The organism is Saccharopolyspora pogona (assembly GCF_014697215.1).
In the GTDB taxonomy this organism is placed as follows: Bacteria; Actinomycetota; Actinomycetes; order Mycobacteriales; family Pseudonocardiaceae; genus Saccharopolyspora; species Saccharopolyspora hattusasensis.
The window spans coordinates 533,084-559,190 of the sequence record NZ_CP031142.1 but is presented as its reverse complement, the minus strand read 5'-3'; the positions used below and the strand labels follow the sequence as shown (position 1 = coordinate 559,190).

Below are 26,107 nucleotides of genomic sequence, written 5' to 3'. Positions count from 1 at the left end.
CGCGCAATAGTTTCACGAGCTTGCCACTGGCAGCAGGCCGACGTGGACCGAGCGACCAGTAGACGTTCGTGCCACCGACGGCCAGTAGGCCTGGCCGGAGAGCCTGTCCGCCGCCCGCAACGGCGCTCCCCGGCGAGGACAAACTCGCATCGACTGGTCTGGTCCACTCCGGCGCCAACGTGCTGCTGGCTGAGCCGACCAACAACCTGCCCCCCGCTGCTAGCGGATCCACTACGCGACATGAGCAAATACCCCGGTGCGAATGAGGATCGCCACGCCGATGACGATGTAGACGACTGGAACCAGCCAGCGGCACATGCGGTCGAGGCCGCTGAGCACTCGCTTCCGGGTCGCGGCGAAACGGGCCACCAGGCACCACACCCCGATGAGCGCCAAGAAGACGACCACGGTCAGCACGGTCTGCGCCGGCGGGAAGACGCGGAATGCGGCGCTGTAGACGCTGAGGTTGTCCGCCCCGTTGGCCACGACGATCGAAACGACCGACAGCACACCGATGGTCGGCAGATCCCGCTCCTGCTCGCCTGCCCGGACGGCCCGTACCAGCCCGTAGATTCCGAGCGCCAGCGGCAGCAGACCGAGCAACCCGATCCAGGACTCCGGCACGACCATCAGCCCGACGGCCGCCAGCAGGCTCACCGCGATCAGGCACGTGGACCCCAGGTACTGACCGGCCGCGATCTGCCACGGGCGCGGGCTGCCCACCTGCGCGGAGCGCAAGAACAACGCGGTCAGCACGACCAAGCCGTCGATATTCGTAGCCGTCCACATCACCACTGCGACCAAGACCGCCGCACCCAAAACCATCACACGAGAAATGCTGGCGTCACCGCATCCCGACGGCACCGCGACAATTCACACGAACGAGTGATTGCGGCGGCGGATCTTCCGGAAGGACGCCAGCCGCGCCCCGGGTCGGTGACCTCCGTTGGCGCGCTCCCGAAACCGTCCGCGCCTTCGCCAGGCATCCGGGGGCCACGAAGCGGCCGACGCTGTCCGCGGCTCGGCCAAGGATCCGCGGCGTCGCTCACTCGGGTGGTAAAACCGAGTTGACATCGCTGCAACGTCCCGGCCCGCCAACCATGGTGTCGCTGCCACCGAGCTCGGTTCGCCTGCTACACGCGAAGATCACGGCATGGCGCGGCCGTGTCCATACGTGCTCGGTTTCGCAGTGCACGAGTACCGCTCTCCAGATGGGGGATGGAGACGCCATGGATGATGTTGTTCCGGCCCGGCCGGCTTTCGCCGAGCGGTGGCGTGGATTCGATCGAGCGCAGGTCGCCGAACATCTCGGCCTGCTCGAATCCGAGCTCCGCCAGCTCCGCGAGGAGCTTCGCTGCACAGACGAGGAGGAGCAGCACGACTCGGAGGTCGTCGAGTTCGCGGAGAAACGTGCCGCCGCGATCATCGGCCAAGCGCGCGAGGAGGCTGCGAGGCTCTTGGAGGAGGCGGAGGGAACGGCCGAGCAGATCAGAGCGCAGGCTTGCGATTTTGCTCGCTGGTTGGCGGAGCGTCGGGCCGACCTCGATCGGGAAACCGCGTGCCGGAAGAGGGAGGCGCGCGAGCGCGAGCACCGTCTTCGGCGGAACGTTCAGAAGGAGTACAAAAGAATCACGGCGCTGGCGCAGGAGGATGCCGAGCGACTGCTCGACCGAACGCGTCGACGCTGCGAACAGCAAGACGCCGCGAGCGAAGCGCGCTACCGGCGCATTTGCGCGGAGGCGGAAGAACGGAAGCAGGAGACCGGCGAGGCCATCGATGCGTTGCTCCAGGAAGTCGTCAAACATTCGACTGCGCTGCGGGAGCTGAGCCTGCCGAACGACGGGACTGGCGACGGCCACACCGCTCACCAGCCCGCGACCAACAGCCAGAACATCCAAAGTTGAAGGAAATCGATGTCCTTGTGATTCGTCCGCTCGTCGCTGCTCCGGCGCAGCGCCGCGGCCGCCACGGATTTCGTGGTGATCGACTGCTCCGCTGTGCGCGCCAGCGGACGGTCGTATCACTTCTCGGCACGGCTGGACCGCCGGACAGCGCGGTGGTGGAACGCGGGAAAACAGTCCTAAGAGGACAGCCAACAACACAGGTGTTCCGAACGTCCGGACCGTGCCGTCACGCGTCTTCGCCAACGTGCGATGGGCGCCGCTTTCCGAACAGCGACTCGGGTTCTACGCCCCCGTACTGGCCATCGAGTCCGGCCACTCGATCCTCATCGACTAGGGCTTGCGGGCGATGGCGCCGTACATGGCGATGTCGGCTTCCGGGACGTTCAGGGCGATACCGTCATCCGGGCGCCACTTGTGCATCTGGACGATCCCGGGCTCGACCAGTTCGAGGCCGTCGAAGAACCGGGCGGCCTGGGCCTGGGAGCGCCAGCGCAGGGTCTCGCCGTGCTCGTGGTAGGTCCGGCGGACCGCCGCCAGCGTCTCCGGGGCGAAGTCGTCGGTGGCGATCGTGGCGGCCAGGTAGCTGCCGGAGGGCAGCACGTCGACGATCCGCCGCACGACGTCCAGCGCCTCGTCGTCGTCTTCGATGAAGTGCACGACCGCGATGAGCATCAGCCCGATCGGGCGGTTCAGGTCCAAGGTCTCGCGGAACTCCGGGGATGCCAGGATCGTGTCCGGGGCGCGCAGGTCGGCGTTCACGTAAGCGGTGCAGCCATGCTTGGTGCTTAACATCAGCGCGCGGGCGTGCACGAGCACGATGGGGTCGTTGTCGGTGTAGACGACGCGGGCCTCAGGCCGCACCTCCTGCACGACCTCGTGCAGGTTCGGCGAGGTGGGGATGCCGGTACCGATGTCAAGGAACTGGTCGATGCCGCACTCGGTGGCGAGGTAGCGGCCAGCGCGGTGCATGAACTCGCGGTTGGCGCGCATGTGCACTGGAAGCGCGGGCCAGATTTGCTTGGTGGCCTCCGCGGCAGCCCGGTCAACGGCGTAGTTGTCCTTGCCGCCGAGGATGTAGTCGTAGATCCGCGCGCCGTGCGCCCGGTCTGTCCGCAGGTCGTCGCTGGCATTCCGAAACCCGTCGCTCATAGTGTTCCTCCCCGATCGCGGGCACCTCCATGTTTTCAGAGTTGAAAACCGTTCGTCCACGGGGACTACCCACGCTTTCGGTCCAGGGGGTTGAGGGTGGCGGGCTGGGCGAAGTAGGTGGCCACGTGCCGCGGGACTCTTGCCGACGGCGGCCGCGATCTCGTCGTAGCCGTTGCCTCGAACAAGGACGTCAACCGCACGCTGACACCGCAGCCCTGCAGTGCGACGCGAAGGAGTCAGTGGCGCGGCTGAGCTGGACCTGCGAGGGCCGCCAGCTGGTTGACCACATCAGAGAGCGGCTTCTGGGCGTCCATCTCCACAGTGGCCGATGCACGGAGCATCGGCTCGACCTGGACCGTGTCTGCCACGATCCGGTCACGTTCTTCGAAGGATTTCCCGAAGGTGTTGGTATCACGGTGAGCCACGCGTTCCAGCAGCACCTCCAAGGGGGCGCTCAGCAGTACGATCTCGTCGAATCGCTTATAGAACCTGTGTTGGTTCCACACGGTGCCGACGATGAACAGTGGTTCACCCGAACGCTCGTGCTCGGAAATCAGGACCTCGATCAGGTCTTCGCGCCACTGCGGCTCCACGCCGCCATCTGGACGGGGGATGCCCTCGATCCAGTCCCCGTAGTCGGTGTCCACCACCCGGTAACCCCGCTGGCTCAACGCGTTCAGAGTGGTCGATTTACCAGTGCCGGACATACCGGTCACCAAGATCACTGCCACTTGTTCATCCTAGAGGAGCTTGACGGAGCACTCACCGCTACCGCCGGCGGCACGGTTGGCGGCCGCAGCGCCGTACAAGATCGTTTGAAGGCGCCATCCAGTAGTGCTGCGCACCCGAGGCGCTCTCGACACACACCTCAATTCAGATAAATTCTGGCTCTTCTGCTGCTTCCGTGGGTGGGTTAGGCGCGTCCGGGGAGGGTGGGTCGGTGGCCGCCGAGGGCGAGCATGGCGAGAGCGATGAGTGCTTGGGGGCTGCGGAATCCGAAGGCGATGCGGGTGAGCAGGCGGATTTTGGTGTTGGTGGATTCGATGAGTCCTTGGGAGAGGCCGTGTTCGAGGGCGGCGTCGATGGGGGCGCGGTGTTTGGTGATCTTCTTGGCGAGCTCGACGAAGACGGGGATCTGGCAGCGCCGTGCCCAGGAGGTCCAGCGGTCCAGGGCTTGTTTGCCTTGCTCGCCTTTGGCGGTGAAGACGTACCGGAGTCCTTCTTTGAGCAGGTAGGCCCGGTACAGGCGGCGGTCGGTGGTGGCGATCCAGGCCAGCTTCGCCTGCTGGTTTTCGGTGAGGTCTTCGGGGTTTTTCCACAGCGCGTAACGGGAGTCTTTGAGCTTCTTGGCTTTCTCGTGCCCGGGACGGGCCGGGGAGTCGGTGGCCGGGCGGCCCCGGCGGCGTGTGCCTTCGGTGCGGGCCAGGGCGCGGGCGTCGTTCCAGGCCCGTCGCCGTTCGGCATCGAGTGCTTCGGTGGCCCAGGCGACCACGTGGAAGGGGTCGGCGCAGCGGATGGCCTTCGGGGCGCGGCGGGCGACGGTGTCGGCGATCCACTGGGCCGCATCGGCGGACACATGCGTGATCTCCGCGGCGCGCCTCTCGCCGAGGGCGTCGAAAAACCGGTTCAGCGTCGCGGAATCGCGCCCCGGCGCGGCCCACACCAGCCGCCCGGTGTCGTGGTCCACCACCACCGTCAGATAGCGGTGATGCTTCTTGTAGGAGATCTCATCGATCCCGATCCGCCGCAACCCACCGAACCGGTCACTCTGGGTTTCGGCGTCGGCCCACACCCGGGCCACGATCGCACCCACGGTGCGCCAGGCGATGCGCATCAGCTCGCATACCGCCGATTTCGAGGAGCGCACCGCCAGCCACGCCACCGTGTCGTCGAAAGCCAAGGTGTGCCCGGCGCCATGACGCGCCCACGGCAGCCGCGCCACGGTGGGCCCGTGCTCCCGGCAGCGCACCCGCGGCGCGGCGGCCTCGAGATGGACCTGGATGGTGCCCAGGTCCAGGGCCCGCCACCGGCGCCGTCCCTCGCCCCGGTCATACCGCCAGGACCAGCGGCCACACCGGCCGCAACGGCCGCGCCCGCCCTTGCGCGGGCGCACGTGCACCATCACCCGTTCCGCGGCCTCGTCGAACTCCACATCCTCGATCACCGTGCGCCTGTCGACGCCCACCAGAGCACGCCATAAACTGGCCTTCGGCACGCCGTTCTCCGTCCCCTCGGTTCCTGACCTTCGACAAGCCAGAAACCTAGACGAAGCAACGGCGTGCCCCGTCTCCGGGCCTAAAACAGCAGCTCACATCACCCACGGATCAGTCACAAGAGCCTAAATTCTCACGTTCTCGCAGGTCCGCCGGAAATCCAAGATGGGGAATATTCAAATTCACTCGGAATCCGGCCCGGAATCAGTAGTCGAGAATTAGGCCATCCGGGGCACGGTCCTATCCTGCCAATGGAACCTTGTTTAACCTCTGTCCATGATGGACCCGTCGTTTCCGACCGACGAGGATGCGCAATCGATCCTGTCCTTCGCGCAGGCCGCATTGGACGCCCACCTGCACGACGACCTGGCTGCGCTCAGGCACCTGATGGACCTCAACGAAGCCCACGGACCCGCCGGCAGTACTTGGCCACGGTGCTCCTGGCTGCGAACCTCGATCACATGCTGGTCGAACCGCCCACCGGGATGAGCACCGGTTTTGACGAAACCGCCGGTGCTCGCGATGTTCTCGACGCACTGAACTTCGCCGCCGCCGTCCACGCCAAGAACCGCCCGAGCGCCGACTCCATCTGGAACAGGCTGGTGACCGAACAGCGGCCAGTGGACCTCACGATCGCAATGTTGCACCTGCACAAGAAGCTCCGCGCACAAGGCGAGCACCCGGACAAGCCCCGGAGACCGCACTGGGGCCACGAGAACGATCGCCGACCCCGCTAACGCGCTGAACTCTGCGATCATATCTCGCCAGGGGCTACCGGCCAGGACGACCGACGCAGCTGATCAGCGAGCAGTGCCCTTCGCGCACTCCGGCCTCATGTTCCCTTGCGGAACAGGAAGGTCAGGTCTTCGCCGGTGGTACGGGTGAATTCCTCGCCCTCCTGGAGCATGCGCAGACGGACCGAGAGATCGGCCGCATAGACATCCACAGTGGACTCGATGAGCGTGGCGTACGTGTGTGCCGATGAAGGTCGGCCTGACCGGCGTCGCCAGGTAAATCCGGTTGCGACGCCGGCGAAGCGGTGCTTGGTTGCCTCATTCGTGGCTTCGGCGGAGGCGTCGTCCGCCGCGCGCCATCTGCGCTCTCGACGTGCTCGCAGCTTCTCCCCGGCCGTGGATGCCACTATCCACATCAGACGGATACGCCGGAACCGCGGTCGCCTTCGAGGTCATCGGCAACGACGTCACCGTCACCCTCGCCGCCGAAGCCGGTCAACTCCAGCTCAACGCCTTCGAGCCCATCATCGTCCACAGCTTGCTGAAGTCCCTGACCCACCTCACCGCGGCGTGCGACGCGCTCGACACCCGATGCGTCTCCGGCATCACCGCCAACCAGAGCCACCTCGACGCGACCGTGCGCAACTCGATCGGACTGGTCACGGCGCTGACCCCCTACCTCGGCTACGCCAACGCCACCACCATCGCCCAGCAGGCGCTCACCACCGACCGCACCATCACCGAACTGGTCACCGACACCGGCCTGCTCTCCCCCACCCAGCTCGAAACCCTCCTCCAGCCCGAACAGCTCACCCGGCCACGCCGCCTGGAGAACTCGATGGCGGAGGAAGCGAACGGCTGAACCAGCCTCCGGTCGCCGCAGGTCCGGACCGCACCGGCATCAGCCGCCGTCAGGAACCGGGGGCGCGGAAGTCGACAGCCTTCCGCACAGCCTCGTCGATATCCTCGGGGCGGAGGAGCGGCACCGCCCTGGACGTCACGGCGCCGGTGGCCTGCACCGCCATAGCCGTGGCGGCCATGGAGACGTCGTCGGGCACGTCGACAACGATGTAGAAATCGTCGTCGCCGAACGCGAAGTACATCGACTCGAGCGTTCCGCCGCACGACCCGAGGACCCTTTCAACGGCCTCCCGCCGCCCGGTTCCGCCCTCGGCGAGCACCCCCTTCGTCCCCTCGGCGGTGTAGCTGCCCTGCACCAAGTACTTCGGCATGTCGCTCCCCCACTTCACCGTGCGGCCACCGTGGCCGCGGTTCTGCTCCCACACTCGGGCACGAGAGCAGGCTGGGCCATTCGAAGCAGCCGCCCGGACTCCTCACCGGGCCGACAGCAGCCGGATCTCGCCGACCGCATGATGTCGGCTGCGGGCGGCGGTACCGGTTTTCTCGGCCTGCCGCCGTTAGCGGCTGCAGCCTCGGCCGCCGTTGACAACGCCAGCAGGCCACGACCGCTACGCTGCCCGAAGAACGATCAGTTCATTCATCCAATGATCGTCCAGGCCTGTAAAATCTCGGAAATCTTGAATAGTCAAATGTTAAGTCTGGCGATCACGCATCGTCAGCCACAATTGCGGGAGCATAAATTTTAAGCAGGCAAGATGGGGCCACCCATACGGCCCAAACCCACCCGAAAGGCCCATTGCGGCATGCGAATCAACCGGCTACTTTCAGTGGGCCGCAACCAGTTTCTTTGTCGCCGACCTGCGATTTTGATAACTGAACTGCGGACTATTGCAATTCGCCCTTCCCTTGGAGAATTCATTGCTGCCCATGCGAAACTACCTCGCTGCTGCCACGGCGGCCGTTCTGATCGGCGGTGTCGGCACCTTGTTGACGGCACCGGCTTCCGCGTCGCCTAGCGCGATCAGCCATTTTGACGACGGCAGTTTCGAAACGCCAACGGTGGCAGCAAACACGTTCCAGAACTTCGCGATGGGGCAGTCTATCGGACCGTGGCGGGTGGCGAGCGGGAATGTCGACCTGATCGGTGCAGGGTTCTGGCAGGCTGCCGACGGTGACCAGTCCGTCGACCTCAACGGCGCTAATGCGGGGGCTGTTTCCCAGACTTTCAAGACAGTCCCAGGAACAGGGTACACAGTGACGTACTCCCTTGCCGGCAATCCCGGCGAATCGACGAAACTGAAAACGGGCAAGGTCCTCATCGACGGGCAGAATTTCCAAGATTTCTCCTTTGACACGACCGGGAAAACAACGACCAACATGGGCTATGTGAGACGGCAGGTGACCTTCGTGGCCACCAGTACATCCACGACGTTGACGTTCGCCAGCACCACCCCCAACAGTGCATGGGGACCGGTGATCGACGACGTCACGGTCAACCCCTGCCCGCCTGCCCCGTGCTGCGGGTGATCCGGGCGCGGTGATGGCGGATAACCCGGCCGGATCGCCGGTGCGCGACCTGCACAGCCGCGCGCAATTTCTTTGAGCCGGTTTGCCAGGCGGGTGTGGGACGGGGCCGTCTCACACCCGCCGACGCTCATCGCGTTCCAGCGCCTGGGCGAGAGCCTGCACCGTCGCCGCCGAATGGAACAGCGTGACCAATCGAGTTTTTGGCGCCAGCCGCCAGAAGTCGAATTCGACGAATCGGCTCATGCCGATCGACTGTCCCCAATCACGGCACCGTTGACCGGACGCAGGAGAGAAGTATTCGATCGACTGCGCACCCAAATAGAATAGGATCGGCTTTCCCGGGGCCGCACCCATGGGGATCCGATATTCGACATCTACCCCAGGCCTTCCCAGGTGCTGGGTGACCGGGTTTCACTCGACCTCGACACCCTGAATCTGAAGGAAGTGGTGGAGTACTTTCCCGATCCTGACGCCGGCGAGTTCTTGACCCCCACAAGCATGCCGTCGCCCTCACTTACACCCGCGTCATGTCGGGTGACCCATGTCCTCGTGGGAAAGCCATCGATTTCCGCTGGTTTTCGCCCGACGCGCTTTCCGAGCGTGACGCCGGGCGTCGGGGTCTCCGGTCAGGCCCTCGACGGTCACGGTGGTGGTCATGGCGGTGTCCTCCTGGCGCTGGTCGCGGTCGATGCAGCGGGAGCGAAGGCCGGCATAGACGGCCGGTCGGCTGACCCGGGCGGCGTCGGCCAACGCGGCATCCGGATTGCCACCAGGGACCTGAAGACATCGTGAAGAAGACATGAACCCGGGTTGGGCATGCTGGTATCTAGGAAGCAAAGCCGACGCTTGGGAGTGCGGACATGATGGCAAACGATCACGGCACGGTGCTCGCCACCATGGTCTTCAACCTGGTAGCCCCGGCGGGTGTGATCGCGCCGGTTGGCGTGGAACTGCGGTACGACAGCCGCAACCCGTACGAGGTCTGCATGAAGTTCAACGTGGGCAAGGCCGGTCAGGTGGATTGGGTGATCGCCCGTGACCTGCTGGCCGACGGGCTGGTCGCCGAGGCAGGCGAAGGTGACGTGCGAATCCGCCCTCGACTGGACGATCCGGGGTTGGTCCTGATCGCGTTGAGCTCGCCGTCAGGGCAGGCCACCTTCGAAGTGAATGCTGATCAGCTTGTGGAGTTCTTGAACGACACCTACGACGTGGTCGCACCCGGTGACGAACACCGGTGGATGAACGTCGACGAGGCGCTGAGCCGGCTGCTCTCGCACAACCTGTAGTGGCCCGGTTTCTCCCGAAGCGCCGCACGCCAGGCGGCAAGCCGCAGGACCTGGCGTCACCGCACAACTGCGTGTAGTCCGCGGAACGGGGCTTGAAGACACGCGGCTTGCCGGGCTGTTCGTACCGAGGTACCAGGAACTCGACGCCAGCACGCGGCGCAGTCCAGCTGCGATTTCAACTGACCTTCGCCGTTTGGATGTGCGGCCGACACCGAAGCTTGATCGACCGGGCCCCACTGGTTCACCCGATCGGGTCAATATGCCTCGGTGACATCACTCCTTCGTAATCCCCGCCGTGCATTCGCGGCGGTGACTGTTGCCGCTGTTGGCGGGTTGACCGTGCTGGTCACGCCCGCTGCGGCGGCACCGAGCACTGGCCCGGTCATCGCCGAGGTGTATGGCGGCGGCGGGAACTCCGGCGCGCACCTCACCCAGGACTTCATCGAACTGGCGACAGTCGGCAGCACCGCGGCGGACCTGACCGGGATGAGCGTGCAGTACCTCCCGGCCTCGCCGACCGCGAGCACCCGCTGGCAGGCCACTGCGCTGTCCGGTTCGGTCGAACCGGGCGCGCGTTACCTCGTCGGCGAGGCCAAGGGCGGCAGCGGCACGGTCGAACTGCCCGCACCGGAGGCCGCGGGGTCGATCAACATGGCGGCGGCCTCCGGCACGGTGGCGCTGGTCGAGGGGACGACCCCGCTCACCTGCCTCACCGCCGACGACTGCGCGGCCGACTCGCGGATCGTCGACCTCGTCGGCTACGGCAGCGCGGTGGTCCGGGAGACCGGACCGGCTCCTGCGGGCAGCAACACCACCTCCGTCGACCGCCCCGGGCTGGTCGACACCGACGACAACGCGGCCGACTTCGCGGCCGGCTCGCCGACCCCGGAGAACTCCAAGGGCGAGGGGCCCGGCGGGCCCGGCGGTGGGGTGACCGACGCGCGCATTCACGACGTCCAGGGCATCACCCGGACATCCCCGATGGCCGGCAAGGTCGTGCGGTTCCCTGGCATCGTGACCGCGACGCGGACGTTCGGCTCGGCACGTGGTTTCTGGCTGCAGGACCCCGAACCCGACAACGACCCGCGCACCAGCGAGGGCATCTTCGTGGTCACCGGTTCGGTGACCACGGACGTCGCAGTCGGCGACGCCGTCACCGTCACCGGTGCGGTGGCCGAGTACCGCCCCTCGTTCGGCTCCCCGACGACCACCGAGCTCACCAGCGCCACCTGGACCACCGCCTCGCGCGGCAACGAGCTGCCCGATGCGGTCGCGATCACCGAGAACACGGTGCCCGACCAGTACATCCCGGAGCCGGGCGGCAGCATCGAATCGCTGCCGCTGGAGCCCTCGAAGTACGCGTTGGACTTCTGGGCGGCCCACGAAGGTGAGCTGATCAGCATCGTCGACGCGCGCGCCGTGGGCGGGACCACCGCCTACAACGAGCTCTACGTGACCACCAAGCCGAACGAGCACCCGACTGCACGCGGTGGCTCGGTGTACCTCGGCTACGACGCGACCAACAGCGGGATCGTCAAGGTGCAATCGCTGATCCCGTTCTCCGAACAACCGTTCCCGCAGGCCAACGTGGGTGACGTCCTCACCGGTATCACCTCGGGACCGGTCGAGTACAGCCAGTTCGGCGGGTACACCGTCCAGGCCTCGATCCTTGGCGAGCTCAAGGACAACGGTCTGGTGCGCGAGGTCACCCGTCCGCAGAAGGGCGGCGAGCTCGCGGTGGCCACCTACAACGTGGAGAACCTGTCGGCCGTCGACGAGCAGGCCAAGTTCGACGGGCTGGCCAGCGGCATCGTGAAGCACCTGTCCTCGCCCGACATCGTCACGCTGGAGGAGATCCAGGACAACAACGGACCTGCGGGTGCGAACGACGGCGTGGTGGCGGCGGACCAGACGCTGAAGCGCTTCGTCGACGCGATCGTGGCGGCGGGTGGCCCGCGCTACGAGTGGCGGCAGATCGACCCCCAGGACATGACCGACGGTGGCCAGCCGGGTGGCAACATCCGGGTGGGCTTCCTGTTCAACCCGAAGCGGGTGTCGTTCGTGGACCGGCCGGGCGGTGACGCCACGACCGCGGTCGACGTGGTGACCAACGAGAAGAGCAAGCCGCACCTGTCGGTATCCCCCGGCCGGGTCGACCCGGGCAACGCGGCGTGGCAGAACAGCCGCAAGCCGCTGGTCGGCGAGTTCGTCTTCCAGGGCAAGGCGGTGTTCGTCGTGGCGAACCACTTCGCCTCGAAGGGCGGCGACCAGTCCGTGCACGGGATCAACCAGCCACCGAACCGCAGCTCCGAGGTGCAGCGTGTGAAGCAGGCCGAGGTCCTGCGCGCGTTCATCGACAAGCTGCTCGCGGCCGATCCGAAGGCGAACGTCGTGGTCGCCGGCGACCTGAACGACTACCAGTTCTCGCCGACCCTGCAGACCCTCACCCAGGGGGGTGCGCTGACGGCGTTGATCAACACCTTGCCGGAGAACGAGCGCTACAGCTACGTGTTCGAGGGCCGCTCGCAGGCCCTCGACCACATGCTGGTGTCGCGGACACCGCGGCAGGTGGACTACGACGTGGTGCACATCAACTCCGAGTTCGCCATGCAGTCCAGCGACCACGACCCGCAGATCGTGCGTTTCCAACCCGGTAACTGACCCGCGAGTCCCCGCTCTGGTCGCGGCTGGAGCCACCCGAGGCCGCCTCGGTGCGTTCAACGCAACCGAGGTGGCCTCGGGTGCTTCACATCTGGCGGGCGGGGCGAGAGGCGTCGGCCGATGAACCGGTATCAGCGTGAGGTGTTTTCGTCCCAGAAGCGCAGTAGGTGGGGAACGAGGTCACGAGGCCTTTCCTCGGGGAAGAACAGCTTGCCGCCCTGGACCTCCACCACTTCGGTAGCGCCGGGGATGGTGTCACGCAGCCAATATGCCCATCGCAGCGCGAAGTTCTGATCTCCGGTGCCCCACACGACCAGTGTCGGGACGGTGAGCTCCGTCAGCCCTGGTTCGATCGCCATCAGGTCGGCTGCGGTCAGCGACACCAGCAGTCGCTCGAACTCCCGTCCGGCCTCCAGCGTGCCGAGCACTGGACGAACGTAGCCGTGCAGCACCTCGTCGTCGACCCGTTCTGGATGCTCGTACCCTTGGCCGAAAGCGCTCCCCCGGATGAGTTCTACGTTCCCGGCGAGCTCGATTCCTAGCTGGGCCAGCTGTCCGGCCCCGGCGAGTTCGACCACCGGGCGGAACGCTTCGGGCGGCAGATTGTCGTGGGTGTCGCAGTTGGTGAGGGCGAGCGTGCGCAGCCTGCCGGGCTCGCGCACTGCGAAGACCTGCGCGATCGCGCCACCGGTGTCGTTGGCGACCAGATCGACGGTGTCGAGTTCGAGCGCGTCGCAGAACCGGCCGAGCACACTGGCCAGGCCGCCGAGGGTCAAATCCTGGTCCTCGCGCGCCGCCGAGCGACCGTGCAGGGGCAGGTCGAGCGCGATGCATCGCCGGCGTCCAGCGCACGCTTCGATGACGTGGCGCCACAGGGCGGCATTCGTGCCCACGCCGTGCACGAAGAGCGCCGCCGGTCCTTGGCCCATGTCGAAGTAGCTGACGTCGCCAGACGATGTCGACACCGTGTGCCGATGATCTTCGAGTGCGCGCAGGTCCATCGATGGAGTCCCTCCAGAAAGCAAACCGACTGTCGGTCTAGATTGAACAGACCGACAGTCGGTTTGTCAACGACTAGGTCGGGCACGCGACTTTGATCAAGAAAGCGGACCGGTGGTCCTCAAGGCCCGGCTTGCCCGCGTCGAGCAGCGCATCAGCGAAGGCCGACCGTCGATCGTCGCCGGTGGGCGGCGACTGGCCCACGCTCGTCACCATCTCGACGATGCCGGGCTCAGCCTCGATCAGTGGCACACGAAGTGGGACGCGGCCCGATGGTTGTTCACCGCTGACGGCGAGTCCGATGCCCATGCCGGCATCCGCGGCAGGTGACCGCCGTGAGTGTTTTTGCGAAGGTGACCATCGGCACCCGGGCAACACCAGCACAAGGACAGCTGCGCACGCGGTGTTGGCGAGCATGAACGATCCTGAGCCCGAGACCGTGCCGGACGCGGCGCAAGGAATCGAGCTGCAGCGGCTGGCGACGTTGCTGGATGCGTGGCGACAGCACGACTGGCGCGCGCGGGGACTGAACCAGGCTCGACCGCTACAGCAGGCATCGATGCCGTTCGCCGCGCCCGATGACCCGAAACGTTCAGTAGGCAACCGAGATGTGTTCGCGTGGGTGCTCGTGGCGCTCGATCTCGTCGACGACCGCCAGCGCGAAGTCGGCACCGGAGATCTCCGACTTGCCGTTCTCGTCGAACAGAGCCACGTCACCGCCGAGGCGGTAGGTGCCAATCCTCTCGCCGGCAGCCCAGGAGCCGTAGCCGCCCGCGGGCGAGAACACGGTCCAGTCGAGTCCGTCCGGCGCGCCGGTCGCGAGCCATTCCCGGATCCCGTCCATCTCCAGCGCCTCCGACCGGAACTGCTCGGAGATCTCCCCCTCGACGAACCTGGGCTCGCCCGCCGCGGGGCGCAGCGACGCGAACCCGGCGATCACGATCAAGCGTGCCCCGGTGCCGGCCGCCGCATTGGCGAAGTCCTGGTACAGGCCGTGGAGCCGGCCCACCAGGTCCCCGCGCGGTGACAGGGTCGCGACCACCGCGTCCTGGCCGGCGATCAGCGCCGTGGCGTCCTCGGCCCTGCCGTGCCTGTAGACCACTCCGGCGGCCGGCGTGGTGGGCGCTGACCGCGAGAACGACGTCACCTGATGTCCGCGCGCGGCTGCCTCGGTGACGACGTTGCTGCCGGTGTATCCGGTACCGCCGATGATCAGGATCTTGCCCATGGCGACTCCCCTGCGGGTAGATGTCAGCGCCAGCCGAGCGCGGGCGCGACGTGGGTGAGAATGCTGTCCAGCACGTGACTGTTGTAATCCACCCCGAGCTGGTTGGGCACGCTCAACAGCAGCGTGTCAGCCTCGGCGATCGCCTCGTCCCCGGCCAGCTGCTGCACCAGCACGTCGGGCTCGGCGGCGTAGGTGCGGCCGAAGATGGCCCGCGTGTTCGCGTCGATGTATCCGACGTGGTCCTCGCTGTCGCCGTCGCGGCCGAAGTACGCGCGGTCCAGGTCATTGGTGAGCGCGAAGATGCTGCGCGACACCGACACGCGCGGTTCGCGCTGCCACCCGGACTCGGCCCACACCTTGCGGAACGCCCGGATCTGCTCGGCCTGCTGCACGTGGAACGGCGCCCCGCCCTCATCGTCCTTGAGGGTCGAGCTCATCAGGTTCATGCCGAGCTTGGCTGCCCAGGCAGCGGTGGCGTTGGAGCCGGCACCCCACCAGATCCGGTCCCGCAGCCCCTCGGAGTACGGCTCGATGCGCAGCAGTCCGGGCGGGTTGGCGAACATCGGGCGCGGGTTCGGCTCGGCGAACCCCTTGCCTTCCAGCACCTTCAGCAACACCTCAGTGTGCTTGCGGGCCATGTCGGCGTCGGTCTCGCCCCCGCTTGGCTGGTAGCCGAAATATCGCCACCCGTCGATCACCTGCTCTGGCGAGCCACGGCTGATGCCGAGCTGGAGCCTGCTGCCGGAGATCAGGTCCGCCGCTCCGGCATCCTCTGCCATGTACATCGGGTTCTCGTACCGCATGTCGATCACGCCGGTGCCGATCTCGATGCGTGAGGTCTTGGCGCCGATCGCGGCCAGCAGCGGGAACGGGGAAGCCTGTTGCCGGGCGAAATGGTGCACCCGGAAGTAGGCGCCGTCGACACCTAGCTCCTCTGCCGCCACGGCCAGGTCGATGGCCTGCAGCAACGAGTCCGAGGCGGTCCTGGTCTGCGAATGCGGAGTGCTGGACCAGTGTCCGAAGGATAGGAATCCGATGCGTTTCACGACCGTTGCAACACCGCAGCCCACTGGTTGATTCCTCAACCAATTTGGTGGCCGACGACACGGAGCCGCGCCCCAGGAGACTCGGTACTTCGCGCCCGCTCGTTGCAGCAGCACGCAGCTGCGGACCCCGAAGACGACGAGCAAGCCGATCTTGGCCATGAGGTCGCCGAAGCCCTTGATGATCGCTCCGAGGTAGGACGCCCCGAGGAGCAGGGCTATGACGGTGTTCACGCGGAACCGGATGATCAGCAGTCCGCTTAGGCGCCGATCAGCGGGCTTCCGCCAACGGCGGGCTGACAGGATTCGACCCTGCACCCCCTTGACCCCACGTTCTGTCCACAAGAGACGCTTAGCGGCGAGAACTTCGAAACCCAGGAAAACCGGGGCAACCCTTCTGGTCCTCGTCAATCTCCATGCGCAGCCAGTGCCCGTACCGTCCCGTTCGGAGCGAGCAGACCAAGCTCGCCGAGGGCACTCACGACACGTCATGCCGGGGCCGGTGCTGTCGGTGCTACTTCCGCGATCTCGCTCGCTGACTGCGGTTCCCCGACCAACGCGACCCGCAGTTAGTGCCCAACCAGCACCTTCGTGACGGCAACGCCCTCGAGGACACCGCCCGCTTTGCCAATGATCGGTTGTGCTCGCTCGTCAACCGCGAAACCAGGTCCGCGTCACCCTCGCTTCGAGAATGCCGCCGTGATCATCCTGGTGTTCGCGCGCATGGTGCGGCCAGAGGGATGACCGAGGGAATGAACCGCACCCGCACCGCTTCGACGTACTGGAGAGCCACCAACCGACACCTGGCACGAACACCGGGTTCACTCCCAGACCACGACGTTGCGCCGCACGGGCGTCGCGGTGGAGTTGGTGACGAACAGCTCCGGGCTGCGCTCGCGGATCCGCTCGATGTCGGCGAAGACCTCGCGCAGGTGCGCGCGCATGGTCTCGCGGGCGCGCGGCGGGTCGTGGTCGAGCACGGCCTCGAGGATCCGGACGTGCTGGTCGACGAAAACGCGCGGCGAGTTCGCCTCGTAGAGCCCGAGGCGCCGCGCGCGGTCGAGGTGGCCCTTCGCGGACACCACGGTCGGCCACGCGCTTTCGTGGTCGGACAGCCGCAGGAGCCCGCGGTGGAACTCCTCGTCGAGGGCGAAGAAGTCCTCGAGATCGATCTGCGGCTCCTGCTGGCGCGCCAGGTTGGCCTCCAGTTCGGCGACCACCTCGTCGTCGAGTTCCGCCGGAAGGTCGTCGAGCGCGGCGAGTTCGACCGCCTCGCGCAGGAACTGGGCGTCGGCCACGCGCCGCGGATCGACCCTGGACACGAACGAACCGACCTGCGGGAACACCTGCACCAGCCCCTCCTCGGACAGGAGGATGAGGCTCTCGCGCACGGGCGTGCGGCTCACGCCGAGGCCCGCGGCCAGCTCGTTCTCCGACAGCGCGGCCCCCGGCCGCAGCTCCAACGTCAGCATCTTGCGGCGCAGCGTCGCGTAGACGGCCCGCCTGCTGGTGCGCCCTCTGGTCCCCTCGGTCACGGGTCCAACACTAGTAGACAAGCCTGCCGAACTAGTACACCAGTGCTTGACGCTCTCCGGGACAAGTGCTTGTATACCAGTACTGCTACACCAGTTGCGAGTCCTCGAGGGAGCGGATCCTGTGAGCAAGATCGAGCGGGCCGAGGTGTTCGTCGCCTCGCCCGGCCGGAGCTTCGTCACGCTACGTCTGACCACGTCGGACGGGGTGCTCGGACTCGGGGACGCCACGCTCAACGGCCGCGAGCTCGCGGTGGCCAGCTACCTGCGCGACCACGTCGCCCCGCTGCTCATCGGCCGCGACCCCGCCCGCATCGAGGACATCTGGCAGTACCTCTACCGCGGCGCTTACTGGCGGCGCGGCCCGGTGACGATGACCGCGATCGCGGCCGTGGACACCGCGCTCTGGGACATCAAGGGCAAGGTCGCGGGCCTGCCCGTCTACCAGCTGCTCGGCGGCCGCTCGCGCGACGGGGTGCTGGTGTACTCGCACGCCAGCGGCACCGACGTGCCGTCGCTGCTCGACGACGTGGCCCGCTCCCGCGAGTTCGGCTACCACGCCATCCGCGCGCAGGCCGCGGTCCCGGGCATCGGCGGCACCTACGGGGTGCGCAAGGGCGTGGTCTACGAACCCGCGGCCACCTCGCTGCCGGAGGAGCAGCCCTGGTCCACTGAGGCGTACCTGGACCACGCCCCGACGTACCTGGAGGCGATCCGCGAACGCTTCGGCTTCGACTTCCACCTCCTGCACGACGTGCACCACCGGCTCACCCCGATCGAGGCCGCGCGGTTCGGCAAGCGCGTCGAGGACTGCCGCCTGTTCTGGATGGAAGACCCCACGCCCGCGGAGAACCAGGAGTCCTTCCGGCTGATCCGCCAGCACACCACCACGCCGATCGCGGTCGGCGAAGTGCTGTCGTCAATCTGGGACGTCCAGCACCTCATCACCGAGCAGCTCATCGACTACGTGCGCACCAGCGTGGTGCACGCGGGCGGGATCACGCATCTGCGGCGGATCTTCGACCTGGCCGCGCTGTACCAGGTCCGCACCGGCTCGCACGGCGCCACCGACCTGTCCCCCGTCAGCCTGGCCGCGGCGGTGCACCTCGACCTCACCGTGCCGAACTTCGGCATCCAGGAGTACATGCCGCACGCACCCGAGACGATGGAGGTCTTCAGCAGTGGGGTGCGCTTCGAGGACGGCATGCTCCATCCGTCGGAGGAGCCCGGATTGGGCGTCGAGTACGACGAGAAGGCCGCCGAGCGCTTCCCGTACGAGCCGCGCTACCTGCCGGTGGCTCGCCGCCTCGACGGCTCGGTGCACGACTGGTGAGCGCGATGCTGAGCCGGTCCACGACAGGCGAGCTCAGTCCGGAGATGCGACCGCTGGTCGATCCCGGCGAGCTGCGGCCGCGAATCGTCCACTTCGGACTCGGAGCCTTCCACCGGGCGCACCAGGCGGTTTACACCTGGGTGCTGGAGGACCGCTTCGCCGCTGAACGCCCGCCGTGGAGCTGGACGGCGCGCTCGTCGTTCCCGACGCCGGTCACCTACCGGCCCTGCGCCCGGGACGGATCGAGTTGTGAGGGTTTGTGGAGCGGGCTCGGTCTTCGCATCCAAAGCGGCAAACCCGTTCGCCCCAGGCAAGCAACGCCCACCACGGGTTCCTAGACACCCAGGAAGTGCGCAATTTCGCGCGAAATTGCACCAGCCGAGGGTGACGGAGATCGTCACGATCCGTCACCGCCAGCCCCCGCCGTCGCAGGTGATGACAATTTCGCGAGAAATTGGCCGTCACCCGGATGAACGCCAATTTCGCGCGAAATTGCGCGGGCCGAAGACAGGCACGCGCCGCTACCCGCACCGCTGCGCCTTATGAGTTCTGAAACAGGCCCTGAGGTCGGGCCCCCAGTACGTGAAGCAAAGGAGCGCACGGATGACTGAGAGCACGCAGACGGAGCCAGACGGCTCCGTACGGCGGACGACGCGCGATCTCAGCCGCGCCGCCGTGTCCGGCTGGCTCGGCACGGCCATGGAGTTCATGGACTTCCAGCTGTACTCGCTGGCCGCCGCCATCGTCTTCAACAAGATCTTCTTCCCCGATGTGAGCCCGGCCATCGGGCTCATCGCCGCGATGGCCACCTACGGCGTCGGGTACGTCGCGCGCCTCGTCGGCGCCGTCTACTTCGGACGGATGGGGGACCGGATCGGCCGCAAGAAGGTCCTTTTCATCACGATCATGCTGATGGGCGGCTCGACGACGCTGATCGGCGTGCTGCCGCCGTACCAGGCGATCGGCATCGGCGCGCCGATCCTGCTCGTCGTGCTGCGGCTCGTCCAGGGGTTCGGGGCGGGCGCGGAGATCGCCGGCGCCACGGTCATGCTGGCCGAGTACGCGCCGGTGAAGCGCCGCGGTCTCATCGCGTCGCTGGCGGCGCTGGGCACCAACTCCGGCACGCTCGCCGCATCCGGGCTGTGGGCGGTGCTGCTGGCGGTGCTGTCGGAGGAGCAGCTGCTCAGCTGGGGCTGGCGGCTGCCGTTCCTGCTGAGCTTCGTGCTGCTGCTGCTCGGCGTGTGGATGCGCTCGAACCTCAAGGAGAGCCCCGTCTTCGAAGAGCGGCCCGACGTCGTCGACGGTGTCGCCCTGTCGCGCAGCGAGATCAACAAGTCCGGCGGGCACTCGATGGAGGCGGGGCTGCGCCAGAGCAAGGGCAAGGCGTTCCTGCTGACGCTGGGACTGCGGTTCGGCCAGGCCGGGAACTCCGGCCTGGTGCAGACCTTCCTCGTCGGCTACATCGCCACGAACCTGCTGGTGAGCAAGTCCGTGCCGACGGCCGCGATCGTCTACGGCTCGCTGCTGGGGTTCGCCACGGTTCCGCTGGTGGGCGTGCTGGGCGACCGGTTCGGCCGTCGCCCCGTGTACCTCGCGATGACCGCGCTGACCATCGTGCTTGCGGTGCCGATGATGGCGACGATCGCCGCCGGCCACACCGTGGCGCTTTCCGTCGCGATGGTCGTGGGCCTGAACATCGGCGTGCTCGGGCTGTTCTCGCTGGAGAGCGTCACGATGGCGGAGATGTTCGGCTCTCGGAACCGCTTCACCCAGCTCGCCGTGGCCAAGGAGATCGGCGGCGTCCTGGCCACCGCGATCGGCCCGGTGCTGGCCGCCACGCTCACCGCCGTGACCGGGCACTGGTGGCCCATCGCGGCGATGCTCATCGCCTACTCGTTGATCACCTTCGCGGCCGCGTATTTCTCGCCGGAGACCCGCGGTCGTGACCTGGTCCGGCTGGAGGACGCGGCATGAGGGCCGTGGTCGTGCACGGTCCCGGCGACGTCAGGGTCGATCGGCTGCCGGATCCGGTGCCCGGCGACGGCGAGACCGTCATCGCCATGGAGTGGGGCGGCATCTGCGGTTCGGACGTGTCCTACTGGCGGCACGGCGGCTCCGGTACGGCGGTTCTGAAGGATCCGCTGGTGCTGGGGCACGAGGTCGCCGGGCGGGTCGCGAGCGTCGGCAGCGGGGTGACCGGGGTCGAGGTCGGCCAGCCGGTCACCGTCCACCCGGCCGAGCTGGTCGGTCCCGAGGCGCTGCCCGAGCGGCTCTCCGGGCGCACCAACCTCCATCCCCGGGTCCGGTACTTCGGCTCGGCGGCGTTCCACCCGCACACCGACGGCGGTTTCAGCGAGTTCCGGGCCGTGCGCGCCGATCAGCTGCGGCCGCTGCCGGACGGCGTGAGCACGCGTCGGGGCGCGCTGGCGGAACCGCTCGCGGTCGCGCTGCACGCGGTCAACCGCGCCGGGGCCCTGGCGGGGCGGACGGTTCTGGTCAACGGGGCCGGGCCGATCGGCGCGCTCGTCGTGGCCGCGGCGAAGCACCGCGGGGCCGGCACGGTGATCGCCGCCGATCTCGCCGGTCCCGCGCTGCACATCGCCGAACGCCTCGGCGCCGACGAGGTGCGGAACCTCGCCGCCGACGACTCGCTGCCAGCAGACGTCGAGCTGGTCTTCGAGGCGTCGGGCGCGCCGGGCGCGCTCGGGCCGGTGCTGCGCGCGACCGCGCGCGGCGGCACGCTCGTGCAGGTCGGCAACCTGCCCGGCGAGCCGGCTCCCGCCGCCCTCGGCGACCTGGTGACCAGGGAGATCACCTGGATCGGCTCGTACCGGTTCGTCGACGAGATCACCGACGCGCTGGACGCCCTGGCCGACGGGCTCGACGTCGATCCGCTCATCACGCACACCTTCGACCTCGACGATGCTGCGGCGGCGCTCGCCGTCGCGGCAGACCGGACGAGCAACAGCAGCAAGGTTCTCCTGCGGCTGGGCGAGGAAGGGAACGGATGACGCCGGTCGTGGCGCTGGGCGAGACGATGGCGCTGCTGAACTGAACACCCCGGCGCAGGGACGTGTCGTGGCCGGTTCGGCGCTGCCGGTCGGCATCGGCGGCGCGGAGTCCAATGTAGCCATCGGGCTGGCCCGTCTCGACGTGCCCTGCACCTGGATCAGCCGCGTCGGGGACGACGCGGCTGGGCTCGCTGGTGACGCGCGAGATCCGCGCCGAGGGCGTGCGGGTACTCGCGCACCACGCCCCCGAGGCGCCGACCGGACTCATGCTCAAGGAGATGCGGGGCGGCAAGCCGTGGCGCATCCGCTACTACCGGCGCGACAGCGCGGCCTCCCGGCTGTCCACATCGGACATCGATGAGTCGCTGATCGCCGCGGCCGGCGTCGTGCACCTGACGGGCATCACCGCGGCGCTCGGGCCCGGGCCGCTCGGCACCCTCGACCACGTCATCGAGCTCGCGCGAGCCGCGGGCACGCTGGTCTCGTTCAACGTCAACCACCGCGCGACCTTGTGGTCGCCGCAGGAGGCTTCGCCGGTCCTGGCCCGGCTCGCCGCGGCCGCGGACGTCTTGTTCGCGGGGCCGGAGGAGGCGCCCCTGCTGCTGGGCCGCGACCCGGCGAGCCCTCGTTCGAGTCGGGCGAGGAACTGGCGCACGCGCTCGCCAAGACCGGCCCGCGCACGGTGGTGATCAAGCTCGGCGCCCTCGGTTCGCTCGCCCTCGACGATGACCAAATCCCCCGCGCGGCAGCGGTGCCGGCCACCGTCGTCGATCGGTTCTGGCTTCGGCCGGAGATTCTGCGGCACCACCCGGGTCTTGCCGCAGGCCCCTCAGTGCGCTATAGGTTGAGAATGGCAGGGAGTACGTTCCTTGCTTCTACGTCCGATGTGGACGAACAAACTCCTCTCGAAGCGCAGAACGAGAGGTTCTTCCTCCTTGGCCGACTCGAACGCCGTCGAGAACGCGGCCACTCTCAAGGCGATCCTCACCGCGCTGCACGCTCCGAAGCCTTGGCCGGCAGGTCGCCATCCAGGGCCAACCCACATCTCCGCGTGATCAGTGCCATGCACCCTCGAGACCTGGGTGTACTGCAGAACCTCGATCGGCCAAGGAGTCTGTCGCCGCGTCCAGGGCTGCCGTGCTTCGCGACTCGCTCAGCGCGCTACGTAGGCGCTCATGAGGGCCTGGACCTCGTAGACGTCGACGCCCTTGCCGAACTGCTTCGTGATCGGCTCGGCGTTGCCGGAAAGCCAGATCTTCAGCTCGGCGTCGAGGTCGAAGGTGCCGGCCGTCTCGACGGAGAAGTGGGTGATGCTGCGATACGGAATCGAGTGGTACTCGACCTTGCGGCCGGTCATGCCCTGCTTGTCGATGAGGATCAAGCGCCGGTCCGTGAAGAGGAACGAGTCCCGGATCAACTGGTAGGCGGCGTGAACTTCCTCCCCCTGCGCCAACAAGCGCCCGAACTCCTGCGCTGCTGCACGAGGATCGATCCGCGAAGCGTTGCCCAGCATTCCGTCGAAAAGTCCCATGCGCGCACTCCCCACAAGAATCCGATTCCGTGCGACCACAGTAACGAAACGCCGGATGCCCGGCGTTGCCCCGGGATCGTCCCGCGCTCCATTCTGGTTAGGCTGTTCATGCTTCGCGTCGTGAGCGGATCGCCAGGCGTCGCACGTGCCATGCCGAGTAGATTCCGCCGCATGCCATGAGCCACGGCACGGCGATCACGGAGCCCGACAGGACTGTTACGACCGCGACCAGCGCGATGCCCAGCGCCGAATCCGCGAGCCGGACGAAGAAGATGTGGCGCGACATGCGCCGGGCGACCACCTCGGTGACATGGGGCAGTCCCGCTGCCCAGACCATCAAGTACGCGACCCACCCGAGTACCAGCAGGGGGTCCACGGCTTGACCGGTCAGCAAGGTTCCCAGCGGGTCGGCGAGCAACGTCAGCGCGACGCCGCCGACTCCGGTGCCGGTGATCAGCAGCCACGTCGCGCGGTGGACGAGCCGTTGCGCGGCTACGGCGTCCTGCCTCGTTTTGGCTACGAAGTTCGATAGCAAGAAACTGCCCGCGCCGTTGATCACCACCTGCAGCGGTGCGACGACGAGGCGACCGGCTTCGAGCACCCCCACGGCGGCCGTGGACACCAGCAGCGCGACCAGGGCGCGTGAACCGAGGAGCGCGGCCGGACGCAAGGCGGCCTGCAAGGATCTCCAGGCGGCGAACGACATCACCGCGGGCAGACCGGCGGTTCCGGCCCGCAGCCGCCGCAATTCCGCTGCGGGTAGCTGCATAACGCCCACGAACACCGCTGCGGCCGCTCCGACGGCCATCGACACGAACAGCGCCGGCAGCGAGAGCCCGGCCAGCGCAGCTGATGCGAGCGCGAGCACCGTCCCGGTGACGTGCACGATGTCGTTGCCCACGAGGTGCCAGAACTGCAATCTGGCCATGAGCAACCGCCGCACCGTTTCCGCGGCCAGTCGCAGCACTGCCATCATCCCGAAGGCCAGTGCGGTAGCTGGTTCGCCGTCGCGCAGCAGCAGGGCCGCGCCGACTGCGACGGCGAAGCACAGCATCCAGCCCGCGAGGGCGCTGGTGACGATGCTGGCCCGGGCGCGGGGTTCGTGGCGGTCGAGGACCGCTAGCGAGTCACCCACCCAGCCCGTGTACAGCGCGATCGCCGTCACCAGCAACGCCAGCAGCAGCACGAAGGATCCGAACTCGGCGAGCCCCAGCGTGCGGGCGGCCAGCACCTGGAGCACCAGACTCGTGCCCGCGGTGATGCCCTGCGACAACACCGGGGCGGCGACCTTCGCGACGAGGCGCCGTTTCGGTGCTCGCGCACCAGTCGTGGTCATCGGGATGGTTGCGGGGCGGGAGATTCGGCAACGCGCCCGGCCGGGGCCGCCCCGGCGAATGTCAGCACGTACCCGGTGATCGTTCCGCCGAACAGCTGCAGCTGCTCGCGCAACCTGCGCAGCGAACCGAGATCGCCGTCTCGCCGCACCGTCACCACCACCCCGTCCGACGCGCTGATCAGCGACGTCGTCTCCGGCTGGGAGATCAGCGGGGGCAGGTCCACCAACACCAAGTCGTAGCGCGACCGCATCTCCGCGATCACCTGCTGCAGCAGTCCGGAACGCAGCTGCTCCCGGGAGTAGGGCTGTCCATGCCCCGCGGGCACCACGCTGAACCCGACCCCGTTGCCCAGGTGCACCGGGTGCGCCGACTGGGCCAGCGACGCGTCCCCGGTAGCGATCGAGGTCAGCCCGGGCCAGTCGGCCAGCCCCAGCATCTGAGACAGGTCGCGGGAGCGGATCGCGGCGTCGACCACCAGCACCTGCAGGCCGTCCCGGGCCGCGGCGCTGGCGATCTGCATCGTGGTCGTCGTCGCTCCCTCACCGCCGGACGGGCCCGTGACGAGCACGACTCCCCTGCCCACCGTCGAGCGCAGACCGGAGGCCACCAGCTGGTAGGAACGCAGCGGCGGGACGCCCGGTCTGCGCAGCGCCAGGATGGCCTGGGAGGGCAGCGTCTCGATCTCGCCGAGCACCGGTTCGTCGACGACGCGGGTGAGGTCGTCGGCATCGCGCACCCGGTGATCGCGATCGGCGCGGAACCAGGCCAGCGCGGCCGCGAGCATCAGGCCGACGGCCGTGCCGACTGCGAGATCGCGCAGGACCCCGCGCCAAGGACTCGTGCTCTCCGGCGACGCGACATCCACGAACGACACCCCGTCGGCGAACTGCGAGGCCACCACCTGGATCCGGGTGATCTGCTTGTCCAGGTCGCTGAGCGTCGAGCCGGCGGCCGAGCCGACGGGACTGCTCGACGGGCGCGCGCCGGCCTCGGCCACGATCGCCGCGCGTTGCGCGTTCAACGTCTCCAACGCCTTGTCCGTGGTGGCGACCACCTCTGCCCTGGACCGGTCCTGGTAGGCGGCGATGACGGCGTTGGCGATCAGCACGGAACGCTCGAAGCCCGGCCCGTCGACGTTGATCTCGATGGACTCGCCGCTCGAAGAGGCGTCCGCGGTGATGGCGGCGCGCAGCTGCAGCACGGGCTCCTGACCGCCGAGCCGGGCACGCGCGTCGTCGAGCACCTCGTCGGAGGTGACGAACAAGGCGCGCTGCTTGACGTAGCGGAGGAAGCTGGACTCGCTGGCCATCTCGATCCCGAGGACCCCGGTCTGGTCAGGTGCCTTGAGCACGATGCGCGCTTGGGCGCTGCGGCCGTCGCCCGCCACCAGTGGGACCAGCAGGCTGATCAGCACCGCGGCTGCCACGATCACCAACGAGACCCAGCGATACCGCCACAACGCACCGAAGATCGTCGGTGCCGGGTAGGCGTCGTCCATCGACTGTCATTCCGCTCTGTGTGCCAAAAGGTGGGTTCCTCCGGACAGGCCGGCGCCCATCGGTAACGCACCGGGCCCCTGCGGCGAATACCGCGTGAGCGCAGTGATCGGAAACCGCTTGGAATTCGCGGTCGATGAGGTAAGTCGACCGGTCGGGCTACCCGGGAGGAGAACTACCGATATTTTTCAGTATTCAGACGATGGTGATCGCCTGTCAAGTTCCTCCGCCCGGCGGCACCGCGCTTTGGCCTACCCAGTGA

26 protein-coding genes are annotated in these 26,107 nt (G+C 67.7%); 12 read left to right on the top strand and 14 right to left on the bottom strand.

The features are described from left to right. Positions 1 to 231 precede the first annotated feature (231 nt). From DL519_RS02030 to DL519_RS02010, 5 genes are all read right to left on the bottom strand, one after another. Positions 232 to 825 (bottom strand): cadmium resistance transporter, encoded by a 594-nt coding sequence (locus DL519_RS02030; protein WP_223840186.1) that lies wholly within the window; start codon positions 823 to 825, stop codon positions 232 to 234. Positions 826 to 1,133: 308 nt separating this feature from the next. Then, positions 1,134 to 1,805 carry a hypothetical protein gene (locus DL519_RS02025; protein ID WP_190812636.1) on the bottom strand — a complete coding sequence of 224 codons (672 nt, stop codon included), beginning with the start codon at positions 1,803 to 1,805 and terminating at the stop codon, positions 1,134 to 1,136. Positions 1,806 to 2,234: 429 nt separating this feature from the next. Next, complete coding sequence (locus DL519_RS02020) at positions 2,235 to 3,053, bottom strand: SAM-dependent methyltransferase (protein WP_190812635.1); 819 nt, start codon at positions 3,051 to 3,053, stop codon at positions 2,235 to 2,237. A 236-nt stretch (positions 3,054 to 3,289) separates the two neighbouring features. Further along, positions 3,290 to 3,778: an AAA family ATPase gene (locus DL519_RS02015; protein WP_223838351.1), complete on the bottom strand. Its 489-nt coding sequence runs from the start codon at positions 3,776 to 3,778 to the stop codon at positions 3,290 to 3,292. A 188-nt stretch (positions 3,779 to 3,966) separates the two neighbouring features. Further along, the gene (locus tag DL519_RS02010) at positions 3,967 to 5,268 is read right to left on the bottom strand and encodes an ISL3 family transposase (RefSeq protein ID WP_190812633.1); all 1,302 of its coding nucleotides are present in this window, start codon (positions 5,266 to 5,268) and stop codon (positions 3,967 to 3,969) included. Between the two features lie 423 nt (positions 5,269 to 5,691). Between DL519_RS02010 and DL519_RS02005 the strand changes: the two genes are divergently transcribed. Together DL519_RS02005 and DL519_RS02000 are read left to right on the top strand one after the other, a co-directional pair. Then, positions 5,692 to 6,003 carry a hypothetical protein gene (locus DL519_RS02005; protein ID WP_190812632.1) on the top strand — a complete coding sequence of 104 codons (312 nt, stop codon included), beginning with the start codon at positions 5,692 to 5,694 and terminating at the stop codon, positions 6,001 to 6,003. A gap of 370 nt (positions 6,004 to 6,373) precedes the next feature. Then, positions 6,374 to 6,862 (top strand): hypothetical protein, encoded by a 489-nt coding sequence (locus DL519_RS02000; protein WP_223838350.1) that lies wholly within the window; start codon positions 6,374 to 6,376, stop codon positions 6,860 to 6,862. A gap of 49 nt (positions 6,863 to 6,911) precedes the next feature. Here DL519_RS02000 and DL519_RS01995 read toward each other — a convergent pair whose 3' ends face one another. Then, positions 6,912 to 7,232 carry a GYD domain-containing protein gene (locus DL519_RS01995; protein WP_190812631.1) on the bottom strand — a complete coding sequence of 107 codons (321 nt, stop codon included), beginning with the start codon at positions 7,230 to 7,232 and terminating at the stop codon, positions 6,912 to 6,914. A gap of 556 nt (positions 7,233 to 7,788) precedes the next feature. Between DL519_RS01995 and DL519_RS01990 the strand changes: the two genes are divergently transcribed. Continuing rightward, a complete protein-coding gene (locus DL519_RS01990; RefSeq protein WP_190823699.1) occupies positions 7,789 to 8,388 on the top strand; it encodes a choice-of-anchor C family protein in 600 nt (199 codons plus the stop codon). A gap of 111 nt (positions 8,389 to 8,499) precedes the next feature. On the opposite strand, the gene DL519_RS01985 is transcribed toward DL519_RS01990, so the two are convergent. Beyond that, complete coding sequence (locus DL519_RS01985) at positions 8,500 to 8,742, bottom strand: hypothetical protein (RefSeq protein ID WP_190812630.1); 243 nt, start codon at positions 8,740 to 8,742, stop codon at positions 8,500 to 8,502. A 39-nt stretch (positions 8,743 to 8,781) separates the two neighbouring features. Between DL519_RS01985 and DL519_RS48290 the strand changes: the two genes are divergently transcribed. The 3 genes from DL519_RS48290 (at position 8,782) to DL519_RS01970 (ending at position 12,335) form a co-directional block, all read left to right on the top strand. Then, a complete protein-coding gene (locus tag DL519_RS48290) occupies positions 8,782 to 9,180 on the top strand; it encodes a hypothetical protein (protein ID WP_263399554.1) in 399 nt (132 codons plus the stop codon). Between the two features lie 68 nt (positions 9,181 to 9,248). After that, the gene (locus tag DL519_RS01975; protein ID WP_190812629.1) at positions 9,249 to 9,674 is read left to right on the top strand and encodes an SsgA family sporulation/cell division regulator; all 426 of its coding nucleotides are present in this window, start codon (positions 9,249 to 9,251) and stop codon (positions 9,672 to 9,674) included. Positions 9,675 to 9,983: 309 nt separating this feature from the next. Further along, positions 9,984 to 12,335 carry an endonuclease/exonuclease/phosphatase family protein gene (locus tag DL519_RS01970; protein WP_223838349.1) on the top strand — a complete coding sequence of 784 codons (2,352 nt, stop codon included), beginning with the start codon at positions 9,984 to 9,986 and terminating at the stop codon, positions 12,333 to 12,335. A gap of 131 nt (positions 12,336 to 12,466) precedes the next feature. On the opposite strand, the gene DL519_RS01965 is transcribed toward DL519_RS01970, so the two are convergent. Then, positions 12,467 to 13,336 (bottom strand): alpha/beta fold hydrolase, encoded by an 870-nt coding sequence (locus DL519_RS01965; RefSeq protein WP_190812628.1) that lies wholly within the window; start codon positions 13,334 to 13,336, stop codon positions 12,467 to 12,469. Between the two features lie 112 nt (positions 13,337 to 13,448). Here DL519_RS01965 and DL519_RS01960 point away from each other — a divergent pair, with 112 nt between their 5' ends. Then, positions 13,449 to 13,664, top strand: coding sequence for a hypothetical protein (locus DL519_RS01960; protein WP_190812627.1), 216 nt, complete (start codon positions 13,449 to 13,451; stop codon positions 13,662 to 13,664). Between the two features lie 262 nt (positions 13,665 to 13,926). On the opposite strand, the gene DL519_RS01955 is transcribed toward DL519_RS01960, so the two are convergent. The 3 genes from DL519_RS01955 to DL519_RS01945 form a co-directional block, all read right to left on the bottom strand. Further along, a complete protein-coding gene (locus DL519_RS01955) occupies positions 13,927 to 14,562 on the bottom strand; it encodes an NAD(P)-dependent oxidoreductase (RefSeq protein ID WP_190812626.1) in 636 nt (211 codons plus the stop codon). Positions 14,563 to 14,585: 23 nt separating this feature from the next. Further along, complete coding sequence (locus DL519_RS01950) at positions 14,586 to 15,608, bottom strand: LLM class flavin-dependent oxidoreductase (protein ID WP_190823697.1); 1,023 nt, start codon at positions 15,606 to 15,608, stop codon at positions 14,586 to 14,588. A gap of 818 nt (positions 15,609 to 16,426) precedes the next feature. Continuing rightward, entirely contained in the window at positions 16,427 to 17,140 is a 714-nt protein-coding gene (locus tag DL519_RS01945; protein WP_190812625.1) for a GntR family transcriptional regulator, read from the bottom strand. A gap of 121 nt (positions 17,141 to 17,261) precedes the next feature. Here DL519_RS01945 and manD point away from each other — a divergent pair, with 121 nt between their 5' ends. From manD to DL519_RS01920, 5 genes are all read left to right on the top strand, one after another. Further along, positions 17,262 to 18,470: a D-mannonate dehydratase ManD gene (manD, locus tag DL519_RS01940; RefSeq protein ID WP_190812624.1), complete on the top strand. Its 1,209-nt coding sequence runs from the start codon at positions 17,262 to 17,264 to the stop codon at positions 18,468 to 18,470. Beyond that, positions 18,467 to 18,808: a hypothetical protein gene (locus DL519_RS45415; RefSeq protein ID WP_317891341.1), complete on the top strand. Its 342-nt coding sequence runs from the start codon at positions 18,467 to 18,469 to the stop codon at positions 18,806 to 18,808. Before manD ends, DL519_RS45415 begins: the two co-directional genes overlap by 4 nt. A gap of 265 nt (positions 18,809 to 19,073) precedes the next feature. Then, positions 19,074 to 20,444, top strand: a complete 1,371-nt coding sequence (locus DL519_RS01930; RefSeq protein WP_190812623.1) for an MFS transporter — start codon at positions 19,074 to 19,076, stop codon at positions 20,442 to 20,444. After that, positions 20,441 to 21,481, top strand: coding sequence for an L-idonate 5-dehydrogenase (locus tag DL519_RS01925; RefSeq protein WP_190812622.1), 1,041 nt, complete (start codon positions 20,441 to 20,443; stop codon positions 21,479 to 21,481). The genes DL519_RS01930 and DL519_RS01925 overlap by 4 nt, the downstream gene beginning before the upstream one ends. Positions 21,482 to 21,675: 194 nt before the next feature. After that, on the top strand, positions 21,676 to 22,170 hold the full coding sequence (locus tag DL519_RS01920; RefSeq protein ID WP_263399553.1) for a PfkB family carbohydrate kinase: 495 nt from the start codon (positions 21,676 to 21,678) through the stop codon (positions 22,168 to 22,170). Positions 22,171 to 22,634: 464 nt separating this feature from the next. Here DL519_RS01920 and DL519_RS01915 read toward each other — a convergent pair whose 3' ends face one another. The 3 genes from DL519_RS01915 to DL519_RS01905 form a co-directional block, all read right to left on the bottom strand. Continuing rightward, positions 22,635 to 23,012 (bottom strand): PH domain-containing protein, encoded by a 378-nt coding sequence (locus DL519_RS01915; RefSeq protein WP_190812621.1) that lies wholly within the window; start codon positions 23,010 to 23,012, stop codon positions 22,635 to 22,637. Between the two features lie 106 nt (positions 23,013 to 23,118). After that, positions 23,119 to 24,348, bottom strand: a complete 1,230-nt coding sequence (locus DL519_RS01910; protein ID WP_223838348.1) for a polysaccharide biosynthesis protein — start codon at positions 24,346 to 24,348, stop codon at positions 23,119 to 23,121. After that, positions 24,345 to 25,847, bottom strand: a complete 1,503-nt coding sequence (locus DL519_RS01905; protein WP_190812620.1) for a polysaccharide biosynthesis tyrosine autokinase — start codon at positions 25,845 to 25,847, stop codon at positions 24,345 to 24,347. The genes DL519_RS01910 and DL519_RS01905 overlap by 4 nt, the downstream gene beginning before the upstream one ends. Positions 25,848 to 26,107 lie beyond the last annotated feature (260 nt).